This is a genomic window from Thermomonospora cellulosilytica, assembly GCF_014138835.1.
Taxonomy (GTDB): Bacteria; Actinomycetota; Actinomycetes; order Streptosporangiales; family Streptosporangiaceae; genus Thermomonospora; species Thermomonospora amylolytica.
Map to the genome: position 1 here is coordinate 5989828 of NZ_JACJII010000001.1, position 13500 is coordinate 6003327.

Genomic DNA, 13500 nt, shown 5'->3' on the forward strand with positions numbered 1-13500 from the left:
ATGCCCGTCATGATCCAGGTCTGCCCGAACGGGGCGCGGACCCGCGCCGACGGCCCGCACATCCCGATCACGCCGGACGAACTGGCCGCGTCGGTCCGCGAGGCCGTCGCGGCGGGGGCGCGCGACGGCCACCTGCATCCCCGTGACGCGGACGGGGCGGAGACGCTGGAGCCCGAGGCGGTCGCGGCGGCGGTCGCCGCGGTGCGCGCCGCCGCCCCCGGCGTCCCGGTCGGCGTCACCACCGCCGCCTGGGCCGAGCCCGACCCCCGCCGCCGCGCCGCGCTCGTCCGTTCCTGGAACGTTCTGCCCGACCACGCCTCGGTCAACTGGCACGAGGAGGGCGCCGAGCTGGTGGCGGACGCGCTGCTGGAACGGGGCGTGGGCATCGAGGCCGGGATCTTCTCCGGCACCGACGCGGCCGAGCGGTTCCTGGCCTGGCCGCGGGCGGGGCGGGTGCTGCGGGTGCTGGCCGAGGTCACCGACACCGACCCGGCGACCGCCCCCGGGACCGCCCGCGACCTGCTGGACCGGCTGCGCGCGGCGACCCGGCCGATCCTGCTGCACGGGGAGGACGGCGGCGCCTGGCCGGTGCTGCGGCTGGCCTGCGCGCTGGGCCTGCCCACCCGGATCGGGCTGGAGGACGCGCTGCTGCTGCCGGACGGCTCGCCCGCCCCCGGCAACGCCGAGCTGGTCCGCGCCGCCGTGGCGATCCGCCGCGCGCACGAGGTGGGCCGCTGAGCCCGCCCGCGGACGGTAGGAGGATCTTTCGATCCGGGTATTGGCAACGGTCCGCATCCGCGCAAGGCTGACGTGTCACGAAATCTCGAGTGAGCTCGAGCGAGGTGGTCGTGGAGGACATCGCCGCCGACATGGTCGTGGTGGAACGCGACCGTCACGCCGTGGTGCTGCTGTGCGGGGAGATCGACTGCCACTCCGGCCCGGAGCTGCGGTCCCGCCTGCTGGCCCTGGCGGCGAGTGCGCACCGGCCGCTGGTGCTGGACATGGGCGGCGTGTCGTTCTGCGACGGGACCGCGCTGCGGATGATCGCCGAGGCCGAACGCGAGTGCGCCCGCCGGGGCGTCCGCATGGCCGTCGTCGGGCTGCGCCCGTTCCTGGCCAACCTGTTCCGCGCGGTCGGCTTCGACGAGCGGCTGCCGCTGTGCCGCTCCCTCGACGAGGCGCTGTGGCGGCTGCTGCCGCCGACCGACGAGGACATCCACGCCTGGCTCGACCGGACGCCCTGAGGGCCCGCCGGGCCGCGTCGTCCCGGGCGTCATCACTGGTGAGACGCCGTTTCCCGGTGTCCGGTTCGGGTGGACGGCGATGGTGTTGTTCACATTTGGAACGTGCAACCGCGATGCCGGTCTCCCCCGTCTGATCCCCGGTTCGATCGCGCGGCTCGCGCTTGGAAGACACGGAGACCGACCATGTTCAACCCCCTGCGTTCCCTGACCGCCCTGGCCCTGGGCGGCGCCCTGCTGGCCGCCAGCGGTTGCACCATCGAGTTCGAGACCCCCTCCTCGGCCCAGAGCCCCCGCCCGTCCGCCTCCGCGCCGCGCAACAGCGCCGACGGCCCGAAGCCCGGCGGCACCGGCGGTCCCGGCCAGGGCGCTCCGGTCAACGAGAGCGAGCTCCAGCAGGACATCGCCTCGGCGCGGCAGGTGGTGGACGGCTACTGGCGGCAGCACTGGTCGGAGCTGTTCACCGGCGTCTACCGGTCCCCCCGGGTGCACGGCGCCTACGACGGCAACGACCTGGCCGGCGCCCCGACCTGCGGCGGCCAGCCGGCGACCAAGTTCAACGCCTACTACTGCATCCCCGAGGACTACATCGCCTGGGACATCAACCTGATGCGCGCCGGCTACGCCGAGGGCGACGCCTGGGTGTACCTGATCATCGCCCACGAGTGGGGCCACGCCATCCAGAACCGGCTGAAGATGGACCTGGTCGCCCAGCAGAAGGAGCTGCAGGCCGACTGCCTGGCCGGCGCCACCCTGTACGGCGCCAAGGCCGACGGCACCCTGCTGTTCGAGGACGGCGACGTCAAGGAGCTGTCCAACGGCCTGGTCGCGGTCGGCGACGACACCGAGTGGACCAACCCGCAGGACCACGGCGACCCCATCGAGCGGATCACCGCCTTCGGCCGGGGCCGTGACGGCGGCGTCCGCGCCTGCCTCCCCGAGACCGCGGGCGCCTGACCTCGCGCGGCGCCCTCTGAACGACCGAACGAGCACCGGCCGGGACCGCCGTCCCGGCCGGTGCTCTCTCATTCGGGTCGCGTGCCGGGCCGGTCCGCGGCCAGATGGCGTTCCACCGACTCGACCTTGGCGGTGAGGGCGTCGGTGACGCCGGGACGGATGTCGGCCTTGAGGACGACGCTCACCCGGGGGGCGCGGGCGGCGACGGCGTCCGTCGCCGCCTTGACCACGGCCATCACCTCGTCCCACTCCCCCTCGACGGTGGTGAACATGGCGTCCGTCCGGTTGGGCAGGCCGCTGGCCCGCACCACCCGGACAGCCTCGGCGACCAGCTCACCGACCTCCTCCCCCACACCGAGCGGGGTCACGGAGAAAGCGACCAGCACGTCTGCTCCACCTCTTTCCGGTCGGGCCTCGGGTACCGGCCCACCACTATCCCCCGATCACCCCGGATGTCCGCATTAGGGGTCGCGGTTAGGGGTGGCTCAGGGGTTCATCCCCTGATTACCGCCGAGTAACGTCCGATGGCGACGGCGCACGATCCGGCCCGTTCGGCCGGCCGCCGCATTTTCCGTCAGCAACGTATCGTCCGACCGTCTGGGGGCAGGGGATGGAACGTTTTCTGATTTCCACCGATCCGGGGATCGGCTCATGACGGCGGGGGTCTTCGTCGATTCATGGGTCTACGCCCTGGGGGAACGCAAAATGCACGTCGCCGAGTCGGCGGCGGCCGGGCGGCTGCTGTCGGACCCGGCGGACCTGGAGTCGGCCGGCTTCCGCTACCACCACGTGTGCGAGCCCGGAACCGGCGCCTACGACCTGGCCAGGGCGGCGGCCGTCCGGCTGCGGGAGGCCGGCGAACTCGACGAGGTGGACGCGATCGTCTACGCGACCTGCATCCCCGCCAACGCCAACACCGGCGACGCCGCCGCCTGGGAACGCACCCGCGACGTCAAGCACCTGATGGACTTCCCGGCCAGCCGCCTGCAGGCCGACCTCGACCTGGACGAGGCCGTGGTGATCGGGCTCAACCAGCAGGCGTGCACGGCGATGCTGGGCTCGCTGCGGGTGGCCGGCGCCATGCTCGGGGCCGAGCCCGGATGGCGGCGGGTGCTGTGCGTCACCGCCGACCGCTTCCCCGAGGGCGCGCGCTACGAGCAGGCCTACAACCTGATCTCCGACGGGGCCGCCGCCTGCGTGGTGAGCCGGCGTCCGGCCGGGCTGCGGCTGGTCGCCGCCCACCAGATCACCAACGGCGCGCTCGGCACCGCCGGCGACGACGAGACGGTGGGCTCCTACTTCGCCTACACGCACCGGCTGGTCAGGCAGACCCTGGACCGGGCCGGGCTGACGCCCGGCGACGTCGACTGGGTCGTCACCCAGAACACCAACGACAAGGCGTGGCGGATCCTGGCGCGGCTGCTGGGGATCGACCACGACAGGGTCTGGTCCCCCTCGCTGCCCGACACCGGGCACATCATCTCCGCCGACAACGTCGTCAACCTGTCGATGCTGCTGGAGTCCGGGCGGGTGCGGCCCGGCCAGCGGATCGTGCTGGTGATGGCCGGGTTCGGGCTGAACTGGCAGTGCGTCGTGCTGGAGGCCGCCGCGGACCTGCGGCCGCCGGTCCCGGGAGCGACGCCATGACCCCGCCCGAGCGGACGGCGCGGCTGCGGGACGCCATCGCGTCCATGGCCGAGACGACCGAACGCCTCAGCAGGCTGTCGCAGCGGTCGTACCAGAACCCCTACACGGCGGTGGAATGGCCGTCGTCGGTGGATCCGGAACGCCAGTGGTTCAGCTCGCCCGAATACCTGAGCCTGTACGGCACGCCGCTGTGGGAACGGCTGGACGAGCCCGCCCGCAGGCGTCTGGCGTTCCACGAGGCCGTCAATTTCTACAGCCTCAACATTCACGGCGAAAAGGGCCTGATGGAAGGGCTGGCGGCCCGGCTCTACCGCAGGGACCTGCTGGAGGTCGCCGACTATCTGCACCACTTCCTGGACGAGGAGAACAAGCACAGCATCTACTTCGGCGGCTTCTGCACCCGGTACGCGCGCGTCTACCGCAGCCGCCAGCTCCCGTTCGAGGAGTCCCGGGCCCGCGACGTGGAGGACCTGCTCTTCTTCGTCAAGACGATGATCTTCGAGGAGATCGTGGACGTCTACAACCGGGTCCAGGCGCGCGACGACCGGCTGGAGCCCATCGCCCGGTTCATCAACCGCAACCACCACCTCGAGGAGTCCCGGCACCTGGTGTTCGGCCGCCGCCTGGTGGCCGCCCTGTGGGAGGCGTGCGCGCCCGACTGGGACGGGACGGTGCGCGCGGACATCCGCGCCTACCTGGCGCAGTTCCTCGTCGCCACCTGGCGCGAGTACTACAACCCCGACGTCTACGCCGACGCCGGGCTGGCGGACCCCTGGGAGGTGGCCGAGCAGGCGTGGTCCGCGCCGGCGCAGCGCGAGCACCGCCGCCGCGTCTCGGCGAAGGTCCTCGGCTACCTCACCGGTATCGGCCTGCTGGACAAGGAGCCCGTTGATGCGTTCTGAGGAAGAGGTCCGGCGGGAGCTGCGCGGCTGGATCCTGGGCAAGGCCCGGGACCTGGACGAGACGTCCCTGACCGGCGACACCGCCCTGTTCGAGGAGCGCCACCTGCGCTCGGTGCACCTGCCGGAGCTGTTGCTGCTGCTGGAACGGCTGACCGGCGCTCCCATCGACGTGGAGAACCTGCGCCCCGGCGACTTCCGCGACCTGGACACGATGATCGAGCGCTTCCACGCCGGAGGGCGCGCATGACGGGGCCGGGCGTGACGGGCCCCCTGATGACCGGGGAGCGGCTGGACGCGCTGGCCCGCGCCGGGCTGGTGTGGCATCCGACGGGCGAGGCCGCGCTGCGCGGGCCGCTGCTGCGCCTGGCCGACGACTGCGACCGGGCGTTCGTCCGGCTGGCGTCCGGCTGGGAGGCGCAGGAGGAGCGGCATCCGGCGACGCTGCCCGCCGAGCTGCTCCAGCGGGTCGACTACCTGCGGTCGTTCCCCCACCAGGCCACGTTCGCGGTCGCCATGGACGGCGACGAGGCCAACCTGGAGGCGTTCCTGTCCGGCCCGGTCCTGACCGGGTCCGGCGCGGTGGCGCCGGCCGCCCTCGCCCCCGTCCGCGACGTGCTCACCCCGGCGGCGTGCTACCACCTGTACCGCGCGCACGAGGGCGAGTCCCTGGACCGCCCGCTCCACCTGACCACCCGCAACACCTGCTTCCGGCGCGAGCACGAGTACGTGCCGCTGCGCCGGCTGCGCAGCTTCTCCATGCGGGAGGTGGTGTGCCTGGGCACCCGGGCGGAGACGGCCGCGTTCCTGGCGGCCCTGCGGGAGCGGGTGGAGCGGTTCTGCGAGCTGGTCGGCCTGCCGGTGGAGTGGGCGAACGCGACCGACCCGTTCTTCCGGCCGCAGCGCAACCCCAAGGCGCTGCTCCAGCGGATCGCGCCGGTCAAGCACGAGGCCGTGTACGGCGACCTGGCGATCGGGTCGACCAACGACCACCACGACCGCTTCGGCGAGGGCTTCGGCATCGATCGGGACGGCGCGCCCGCGCACAGCGCCTGCGTGGCGTTCGGCATCGAGCGGTGGCTGTTCGCGCTGACCGACCGGCACGGGACCGACCCCGCGGGCTGGCCCGCGCTGCCCGACGCCGCCGCCGAGGCGGCCGACGCGGCGGGGGGACGCCCGTGACGGGGACCACGCTGATCACCGGGGCCGACGGCTACCTGGGGCGGCGCATCGCCGCCGAATTGCTGAACGGCGGCGACGACGCGCTGCTGCTGGCCGTGCGCGCCGCCGACTCCGGCGAACTGGCGGCCAAACGGGACCTGCTGGCCGCCGAACTCGGGCCGTCCGCCGCCGGCCGCACCTCGGTGGTGCCGGTCGACCTGCGCGACGACGACGCGTTCGGCCCGGTGAGCCCCGAGGCCGTCACCCGGATCGTGCACGCGGCGGCGGTCACCCGCTTCAACGTGGACCGCGACACCGCCCGGCGGGTCAACGTCGAGGGCACCGTCCGGGTGGCGGAGTTCGCCCGGCGGTGCCGGAACCTGCGGCGGTTCGCGCTGCTGTCCACGCTGTACGCGGCGGGACGGCGGTCGGGGACCGTCAAGGAGGAACGGCACGACGACACCGGCTTCGTCAACCACTACGAGTGGTCAAAGTGGGCGGCCGAGGAGCACCTCCTGGACTCCTGCGCGGACCTGCCGCTGTCGGTGCTGCGGCTGCCCACGGTCATCGCCGACGACGACGGCGGCCGTGTCACGCAGTACAACGCCTACCACAACACCCTCAAGCTCTATTACTACGGGCTGCTGTCGCTGGTCCCCGGGGACCAGGGGACGCCGCTGCACTTCGCCACCGCGCGCTTCACGACGGCGGCCGTCACCCGGCTGCTGGATCCGGCGGCGCCCGAGGGGATCTACCACGTCTGCCCCGACCCGCCGCACAACGCCACGCTCGGCCGGCTGATCGACACGATCTTCGAGGTCTACGAGCGGGACGAGCGTTTCCGGCGGCGCCGGCTGCTGCGGCCGGTGTACTGCACCCGCGCCAGCTTCGACGACCTGGTCGAGGTCGCCGAGCACCTCAAGGGCGGCCCGATCCACGAGTCGCTCGGCTCGGTGTCGCCGTTCGCGCACCAGCTCTACCTGCCCAAGCAGTTCCGCAACGACGCGCTGCGGAGCGTGTGGGAGGGCTACGCCGCACCCGACCCGGTCGACCTGTTCCAGGCCACCGGCGAATATCTCGTCGCCTCCCGGTGGGGCCGCGAGGAGGGGGTACCTCGATGAGTTCCGCACGGCACGGACTTTCCGACAACGACCGCTGGCTGCTGAGCTTCTACCGCTCCTCGGAGATCAACGGCGCGCTGTTCTTCGGCCGGGTCGCCCGGATCGTGCGCGGTCCGCTGCAGGTGGACGTGACGCACCACTTCTCCGACGAGGCCGCGCACGCCAGCCACTGGACGCACTGCATCGACGACCTGGGGGCGACGCCGATCCGGCCGCCGCGCGCCTACCAGGACAGGTATCTGGACGCGGTGGGGCTGCCGGCCAACCTGATGGAGGTCATGGCGATCACCCAGGTCTTCGAGAAGCGGGTGATCGGCCAGTACCGGCGGCATCTGCGGCATCCGGGCACCCATCCGCGGATCCGGCGGACCATCGAGCAGATCATGCGGGACGAGCGCTGGCACGTGCAGTACGTCAAGCAGGCGCTGGAGGAGATGGCCGGCCGGTACGGCGAGGAGGAGATCAGGCGGACCCTGGACCGCTACACCGCCGCCGACCAGGAGATCTACGCCGAGACCCTGGCCGAGTACGGCGAGCGGATGGACTTTCTGACCGGCGGCGACGGCCCGCCCGCCGACCGGCGGACCGCCTGATGGCGGCGGCGTCCGTCCGCGTGCTGGCGGTGTGGACCGACCGCGAACTGCCGCCGCACGCGCTGTCGGCCGCCGAGCGCACCCGCGTCGACGCGTTCGGCGCGGGTGAGCGGCGGCGGCGCTGGCTGCGGGCGCGGCGGGCACAGCGGGTGGTGACCGGCCTGCTCGGGCTGCCCGGCGACGTCGCCCGCCGCTTCCCGCACCCCAGGCTGTCGCTCACCCACACCGGCGGCGGCAGCGTCGCGGCCGGGGTGGTCGGCCCCGTGCCGCCGTCCCTGACCGGGATCGGCGTCGACCTCGAACCGCCCCGCCTGCCCGACCCGCGCACGGCGCGCTTCTTCCTGGACGACCGGGAGCGGGCGTGGCTGGCCGGGCAGCCGCCGCCGCGGCGGGCCGCCGAGCACGTGCGGCTGTGGACGCTCAAGGAGGCGCTGTTCAAGGCCGACCCCGCCAACGCGGACGCGACGCTGCGCGACTACCGCGTCCGGGACGCCGCCGCCCGGCACGGCACCGCCGGCCGGCCGCACCGTCCCGGCCTGACCTTCGGCTACGTCAGCGGCCGCCTGCGCGGCGGCCACCTGTCGATCGCCCTGTCGTTCGACGGGGCCCGGACCCCAGTTGGGAGAACCACGGACATGCCCGCACGGACCATCGCCTTCGAGCAGGTCGCCGACCGGATCGCCGGAGTGCTGTCGGTGCCGGCCGGCGAGCTGACCCCGCAGACCCCGCTGCGCAGCCTGACCATGGACAGCTTCGTGCTGGTCGAGGTGATCGTCGACCTGCAGGAGGAGTTCGACGCGGTGTTCTCGCAGGCGGAGCTGAAGGAGATCGACACGCTCGGCGAGCTGGTCGAACTGCTGCGCTCGGCCCGCTGAGCCGTCCCCACCCCTTTCGATCCCCCTTCGGAGCACGCGATGTCGGAACGCCTGGCCCGGGCCGTGGGCAGACTCGGCCGGCCGGTGCTGGCGGTGTGGCTGGTCGCGCTGGCGGCGGCCGGCATCGCCGCGATGCCGCTGGCCGACCACCTCAGCGGCGGCGGCTGGTTCGCCCCGGGCTCACAGTCCGAGCAGGCCGCCGAGGCCCTGCGCACGGGTTTCGCCGACCGGGGCGCCTCCAACCTCACCCTGGTGGTGCGCGACGAGCGGGCCACGGCGGGCACCGCCCCGTTCGCCCGGCGGGTGGGCCGGGTCTTCCGCGAGGTCGGCGCCGACCCGCGCCTGCGGGTCTCCGGCTCCTACGGCTACGCGAGCCTGTCGGAGGGCGCGCGGGACCGGTTCGTCGGCAGGGACCGGCGCACCGCCGTCACGTTCCTGGCGCTGCGGCTGGACGACGGGACGGCCCGCCGCGTCCTGCCGCGGGTCCAGGCCGACGTGGCCGACCGGTACGAGCGCGACGGCCTGAAGGTCTCGATGGTCAGCGCGGCCACGCTGTTCGGCGAGGTCAACACGCTCAGCGCGGAGGGCCTGGCGCGGGCCGAGACGATCGCCTTCCCGCTGATCGTGCTGATCCTGCTGCTGCTGTACCGGGGCGTGGTCGCCGCGCTGGTGTCGTTCGTGGTGAGCCTGACGGCGATCGTGCCGGCCTTCGGGGTGCTGGGGGTGCTGGCCCGGCACGTGGAGCTGTCGATCTTCGTGCAGAACGCCGCCCTGATGATCGGGCTGGGGGTCAGCGTCGACTACTCGCTGTTCGTGATCTCCCGGTACACCGAGGAGCTGGCGCGGGGCCGCGACCGCACCGCCGCGCTGGCCGCGACGCTGCGCACCAGCGGGGAGACGGTGCTGTTCTCCGGGGTGATCGTGGTGCTGGCGACCGCCGCGCTGTTCCTGGTGGACCTGAACGTGATCCGCTCGATCGCGCTGGGCATCATCGTCGCCGTCGCGTTCGCGGTGCTGGGCAGCGTGGTGGTCCTGCCGGCCGTGCTGCACCTGCTGGGCGAGCGGGTGCTGCGCGGCCGGCTGCCGGGGCGGCGCGGGCCGGGCACGGCCGGCGGGGGCCGGTGGGCGTCGGCGGCGCGGCAGGTGATGCGCCGGCCCGTGGTGTTCCTGACCCTGTCGGTCATCGCGCTGGGCGCGCTGGCCGTCCCGGCGCTGGGGATGCGTACGTTCACCCCGGACGTGCGGATCGTCCCCGAGTCGTCCCCGGTGCGGTACGGCTACGACTCGATCGGCGAGCAGTTCGGCACCGGCTCGGCCGCCCCGATCCAGGTGGTCGTCGAGTCGCGCGCCCCGCTGACCGACCCGGCCGTGGCGGACCGGATGCCGGCGCTGCGCGACCGGCTGGCCGGGCTGCCGGACGTCGTCCGGGTCGACTCCCCGGTCGAGACGCTGCGCGCCGCCTCCCCCGGCCGGCCGTTCGGGGCGCTGGAGGCGGCGGCGTTCGCCCGGCTGCCCGAGGACGCCCGCGAGACCGTCGACCACTTCGTGTCCGCCGACCGGCGCAAGCTGGTGCTGGAGGTGGTCCCGGACGACGACGCCGCCGGGGAACGCGCCCGCGCCCTGCTCACCGACGTGCGCGAGGTCATCCGGCGGGCGGCGGCGCCGGACGTGCGGATGGCGGCCGGGGGCGAGACGGCCGAGGGGGTGGACGCCGACCGGACCATCCAGGACGCCCTGCCGGGGGTGCTGGCCCTCATGCTGGCGGTCATCTACCTGGTGCTGCTGGTGACGTTCCGGTCGGTGTTCCTGCCGCTGAAGGCCATCGTGATGAACCTGCTGTCGGTGGGCGCCACCTACGGGGCGCTGGTGCTGGTGTTCCAGCACGGGTACGGCGCGGCGCTGCTGGGCGTCGAGGAGACCGGCCACGTGCAGAACTTCGTGCCGATCCTGCTGCTGGCGATCCTGTTCAGCCTGAGCACCGACTACGAGGTGTTCCTGCTGAGCCGGGTCCGGGAGGAGCACGAGGCGGGCGCGTCCGGCACCGAGTCGGTGGCCGCCGGGCTGGCGCGCACCGCGCCGCTGATCTCCGGGGCGGCGGTGCTGATGATCGCGGTGTTCGGGGCGTTCACGTTCACCGGGATCGTGCCGATCCAGCAGCTGGGCTTCGGGCTGGCGGTGGCGATCGCGCTGGACGCCACCGTGATCCGGCTGGTGGTGGTGCCCGCCTCGATGCGGCTGATGGGCGGCTGGAACTGGTGGCTGCCCGGACGGCCGCGGCCCGGCCGCGCCCCCGCCGCCCCGGCCGAGTCGGTCAAGGTCTGAGAGAGGACGATCATGAGCTGGTCCGTGACCGCGTTGCTGCTGCTGGACTTCATCTTCATCGGGCTGCTGCCGCGGGTCTTCTTCCGCCAGGACGGCACCTTCAACCTGCGCTGGTGGGCGACCGCGACGCCGTTCTTCGTGAATCCGGCGGTGCTGGTGGCGGGCGCGGCCGGCGTCCTGGACCCGCTCGGCCCCGAGGGCCGGCGGGAGGCGCTGGAGGTGGCCGCCGTGGTGCCGGCCGTGGCCTCCATCGCGCTGCTGTTCATGACGCTGGGCACGCACCGCATCCCGCTGGCGCTGTGGCACCAGGACGACGACGAGCCGCACAGCATCGTCACCTACGGCGCCTACAGCCGGATCCGGCACCCCTTCTACACCTCGTTCATCCTGGCGTTCCTGGCCGCGCTGATCGCCTTCCCGCACTGGGCGACGCTGGCGCTGCTGGTGTACGCGGCGGCCGCGCTGAACCTCACCGCGGCGCGCGAGGAGAGGCGGCTGAGCTCCTCGCAGTTCGGCGCCGAGTACACGCAGTACATGGCACGGACCGGCCGTTTCCTGCCCCGGCCGGTGGCCCACCGCTGACCGGCGGCACGCACGCACTGGGGGATCGATCATGTCACCGTTCATCTCGTGGATCGACGCGCCGCGGGCCGACCGCGGCGTGCACGTCGCCGACGACGCCGGGGGCTGGCGCCATGCGGCCTGGTCCGAGCTGGCCGCGGCGGCCCGCCGGGTGGGCGCCCGGCTGGCCGAGGCCGGGGTGCGGCCCGGCGACGTGGTCTGCGTCGTCATGCCGAGCGGGCACCCGTGCCTGGCCGCCGTGTTCGGGGCGTGGGCGGCCGGGGCCACCGTCTCCCCGCTGGTGCCGCCCTCCTTCCAGCCGGAACGGGAGTACCTGGCGCACATCGGGGCGGTGCTGGGGCAGGCCGAGCCCGCCCTGGTCGTCACCGCGGCCGAGTTCGAGCCGATCGTCGCCAAGGCCATGGCCGAGGCGGGCCGTCCCGGCCGTCCCTGGGTCATGCCGGACGACTGGCGGTCGCCGGGCGGGGACGGCCTGCCGCAGGTCCGCCCGGGCGGGCCGATCGCGCTGCTGCAGTTCACCTCCGGCTCCACCGGGGAGCCGCGCGGGGTGCGGGTGTCGTGGCGCAACCTGGCGGCCAACCTCGCCCTGATCAAGCACATCACCACCTGGCGGGAGGGCGACGCGTTCGCCTCGTGGCTGCCGCTGTACCACGACATGGGCCTGATCGGCGGGCTGTTCTTCATGGCGGCCACCCAGGGCGACCTGTGGCTGATGCGTCCCGACCAGTTCATCCGGGATCCGGGGCGCTGGCTGGGCTGCTTCGACGCGGGCAGGGCCACCATCACCGCCTCCCCCTCCTTCGCGTACGGCTACCTGACCCGCAGGCTGCGGCCCGAGCAACTGGAGGGGCTGGACCTGTCGCGGTGGCGGATCGCGGTGGTCGGCGCGGAGGCGGTGGACGCGGCGGCGCTGGAGGGGTTCGCCCGGTTCGCCGAGGGCACCGGGTTCTCCCGCGCCGCCTTCCGGCCCGCCTACGGCCTGGCGGAGAACACCCTGGCGGTGACGGCGCCGCCGCCGGGACGGGTGGCCCGCGTCATCCGCCCCGACTGGGAGTCGCTGCGGTTCGGGGAACCGGTGAGGGTGCTGGAGTCGGCCGTCCTGGGCGAGGCGCCGCTCCCGCCGGGCTCGGGCTGGCTGGTCGGCCACGGGCTGCCCCCGCATCCGCCGGCCGGCGGGGAGCCGCTCGGCGTCCGTGTCGTCGGCGAGGACGGCGAGCCGCTCCCGGACGGGTGCCTGGGCGAACTGGTGGTCACCGGGACCTCTGTGGCCGAGGGCTACCACGGCGGCCGGGAGGGCTCCTCGACCAGGTTCGCCGACGGCGCGCTGCACACCGGCGACGGCGGGTTCGTGCACGACGGTGAGCTGTACGTGCTCGGCCGGATGGGCGACAGCATCAAACTGCGGGGCCGCACCGTGTACGTGGAGGACCTGGACGCCAAGGTGGCCGCCGGGACGGGACTGGGCCGGGGCAGGGTGGCGGTGGTCGGCACGACGGAGCGCGGCCGGGCCGGGGTGGCGGTGTTCGCCGAGGCCGACCCGGGCGGCTGGGCCGAGGACGCGCACCGGATGCTGCGCGAGCTGCTGGGGCCCGAGCCGGTGATCACGGTGGTGGCCGGGCCGCGCGGGCTGATCCGGCGGACCTCCAGCGGCAAGATCCGCCGCCGCCTCATGTGGCAGGGGCTGCGGGCGGGCCGGTTGGAGGGCGCCGCGGTCGTCGCCCGCACCGACCGGCCCGGATGACGGCCGGCCGTCCCGATTCCCCGCTATCGGCCGGACCGATAAGCGAACAATTCATTTCCGTGGCCCATCTCACAATTTCATTCGCCCGGCCGCACCGCGCCGCGAGTTTCATAATTCAACTATCCCTGCGGCACCTTCCCGACCAGCGGGGATCACCACTCCGGAGGGCCTCGGGATTGGGAGGGAAACCATCCGGGGCCCCGCGTCGGGGCCCCGGGTTTCCAGCGGACCACAAGAATGTTTTCTCCCGTTTACGGAGCATGGCCGCAGCTCAGCGGCGCATGAGACACGACAGGCAGTCACGCGATCACCATGCGCGAACTTGTTGCCCGCCACAAAAGTCTCCAGAATTCTGCAGCGG

Annotated in this window: 14 protein-coding genes; 13 read left to right on the plus strand and 1 reads right to left on the minus strand. The window is 73.5% G+C overall.

Translation table 11 applies throughout. The features are described 5' to 3' along the window. Positions 1–9: 9 nt before the first annotated feature. The 3 genes from HNR21_RS28235 to HNR21_RS28245 all read left to right on the plus strand — a co-directional run bounded on the left by HNR21_RS28235 (position 10) and on the right by HNR21_RS28245 (position 2198). A complete protein-coding gene (locus HNR21_RS28235) occupies positions 10–738 on the plus strand; it encodes a 3-keto-5-aminohexanoate cleavage protein (protein WP_182707571.1) in 729 nt (242 codons plus the stop codon). 89 nt (positions 739–827) lie between these two features. Then, a complete protein-coding gene (locus HNR21_RS28240) occupies positions 828–1244 on the plus strand; it encodes an STAS domain-containing protein (protein ID WP_119729572.1) in 417 nt (138 codons plus the stop codon). Positions 1245–1427: 183 nt separating this feature from the next. After that, positions 1428–2198 carry a neutral zinc metallopeptidase gene (locus tag HNR21_RS28245; RefSeq protein WP_182707572.1) on the plus strand — a complete coding sequence of 257 codons (771 nt, stop codon included), beginning with the start codon at positions 1428–1430 and terminating at the stop codon, positions 2196–2198. Between the two features lie 68 nt (positions 2199–2266). Here the strand turns inward: HNR21_RS28245 and HNR21_RS28250 are convergent, their stop codons facing one another. Beyond that, positions 2267–2584, minus strand: coding sequence for an MTH1187 family thiamine-binding protein (locus HNR21_RS28250; RefSeq protein ID WP_182707573.1), 318 nt, complete (start codon positions 2582–2584; stop codon positions 2267–2269). Between the two features lie 265 nt (positions 2585–2849). Here HNR21_RS28250 and HNR21_RS28255 point away from each other — a divergent pair, with 265 nt between their 5' ends. Genes HNR21_RS28255 through HNR21_RS28300 form a run of 10 tightly spaced genes read left to right on the plus strand, consistent with a single transcriptional unit; the run spans position 2850 to position 13139 of the window. Further along, positions 2850–3845, plus strand: coding sequence for a 3-oxoacyl-ACP synthase III family protein (locus HNR21_RS28255; protein ID WP_182707574.1), 996 nt, complete (start codon positions 2850–2852; stop codon positions 3843–3845). Next, positions 3842–4747: a diiron oxygenase gene (locus HNR21_RS28260; protein ID WP_182707575.1), complete on the plus strand. Its 906-nt coding sequence runs from the start codon at positions 3842–3844 to the stop codon at positions 4745–4747. The genes HNR21_RS28255 and HNR21_RS28260 overlap by 4 nt, the downstream gene beginning before the upstream one ends. Further along, complete coding sequence (locus tag HNR21_RS28265) at positions 4737–4994, plus strand: acyl carrier protein (RefSeq protein ID WP_182707576.1); 258 nt, start codon at positions 4737–4739, stop codon at positions 4992–4994. Before HNR21_RS28260 ends, HNR21_RS28265 begins: the two co-directional genes overlap by 11 nt. An 11-nt stretch (positions 4995–5005) precedes the next feature. Then, positions 5006–5926 (plus strand): aminoacyl--tRNA ligase-related protein, encoded by a 921-nt coding sequence (locus tag HNR21_RS28270; protein WP_182707577.1) that lies wholly within the window; start codon positions 5006–5008, stop codon positions 5924–5926. Then, positions 5923–7026: an SDR family oxidoreductase gene (locus HNR21_RS28275; protein WP_182707578.1), complete on the plus strand. Its 1104-nt coding sequence runs from the start codon at positions 5923–5925 to the stop codon at positions 7024–7026. Before HNR21_RS28270 ends, HNR21_RS28275 begins: the two co-directional genes overlap by 4 nt. After that, on the plus strand, positions 7023–7619 hold the full coding sequence (locus tag HNR21_RS28280; protein ID WP_182707579.1) for a ferritin-like domain-containing protein: 597 nt from the start codon (positions 7023–7025) through the stop codon (positions 7617–7619). The genes HNR21_RS28275 and HNR21_RS28280 overlap by 4 nt, the downstream gene beginning before the upstream one ends. After that, complete coding sequence (locus HNR21_RS28285; protein WP_182707580.1) at positions 7619–8494, plus strand: 4'-phosphopantetheinyl transferase superfamily protein; 876 nt, start codon at positions 7619–7621, stop codon at positions 8492–8494. The genes HNR21_RS28280 and HNR21_RS28285 overlap by 1 nt, the downstream gene beginning before the upstream one ends. 39 nt (positions 8495–8533) lie before the next feature. Then, positions 8534–10816: an MMPL family transporter gene (locus tag HNR21_RS28290; protein ID WP_182707581.1), complete on the plus strand. Its 2283-nt coding sequence runs from the start codon at positions 8534–8536 to the stop codon at positions 10814–10816. Positions 10817–10828: 12 nt separating this feature from the next. After that, positions 10829–11398, plus strand: a complete 570-nt coding sequence (locus HNR21_RS28295; protein ID WP_119729561.1) for a methyltransferase family protein — start codon at positions 10829–10831, stop codon at positions 11396–11398. A gap of 31 nt (positions 11399–11429) precedes the next feature. After that, a complete protein-coding gene (locus HNR21_RS28300; RefSeq protein WP_182707582.1) occupies positions 11430–13139 on the plus strand; it encodes an AMP-binding protein in 1710 nt (569 codons plus the stop codon). The last annotated feature ends 361 nt before the right edge of the window (positions 13140–13500 follow it).

Coding starts and splice junctions, on each gene's coding strand:
- HNR21_RS28235 (WP_182707571.1), top strand. CDS start 10: ATGATCCAGGTCTGCCCGAACGGGGCGCGGACCCGCGCCGACGGCCCG.
- HNR21_RS28245 (WP_182707572.1), top strand. CDS start 1,428: ATGTTCAACCCCCTGCGTTCCCTGACCGCCCTGGCCCTGGGCGGCGCC.
- HNR21_RS28255 (WP_182707574.1), top strand. CDS start 2,850: ATGACGGCGGGGGTCTTCGTCGATTCATGGGTCTACGCCCTGGGGGAA.
- HNR21_RS28260 (WP_182707575.1), top strand. CDS start 3,842: ATGACCCCGCCCGAGCGGACGGCGCGGCTGCGGGACGCCATCGCGTCC.
- HNR21_RS28265 (WP_182707576.1), top strand. CDS start 4,737: ATGCGTTCTGAGGAAGAGGTCCGGCGGGAGCTGCGCGGCTGGATCCTG.
- HNR21_RS28280 (WP_182707579.1), top strand. CDS start 7,023: ATGAGTTCCGCACGGCACGGACTTTCCGACAACGACCGCTGGCTGCTG.
- HNR21_RS28285 (WP_182707580.1), top strand. CDS start 7,619: ATGGCGGCGGCGTCCGTCCGCGTGCTGGCGGTGTGGACCGACCGCGAA.
- HNR21_RS28290 (WP_182707581.1), top strand. CDS start 8,534: ATGTCGGAACGCCTGGCCCGGGCCGTGGGCAGACTCGGCCGGCCGGTG.
- HNR21_RS28295 (WP_119729561.1), top strand. CDS start 10,829: ATGAGCTGGTCCGTGACCGCGTTGCTGCTGCTGGACTTCATCTTCATC.
- HNR21_RS28300 (WP_182707582.1), top strand. CDS start 11,430: ATGTCACCGTTCATCTCGTGGATCGACGCGCCGCGGGCCGACCGCGGC.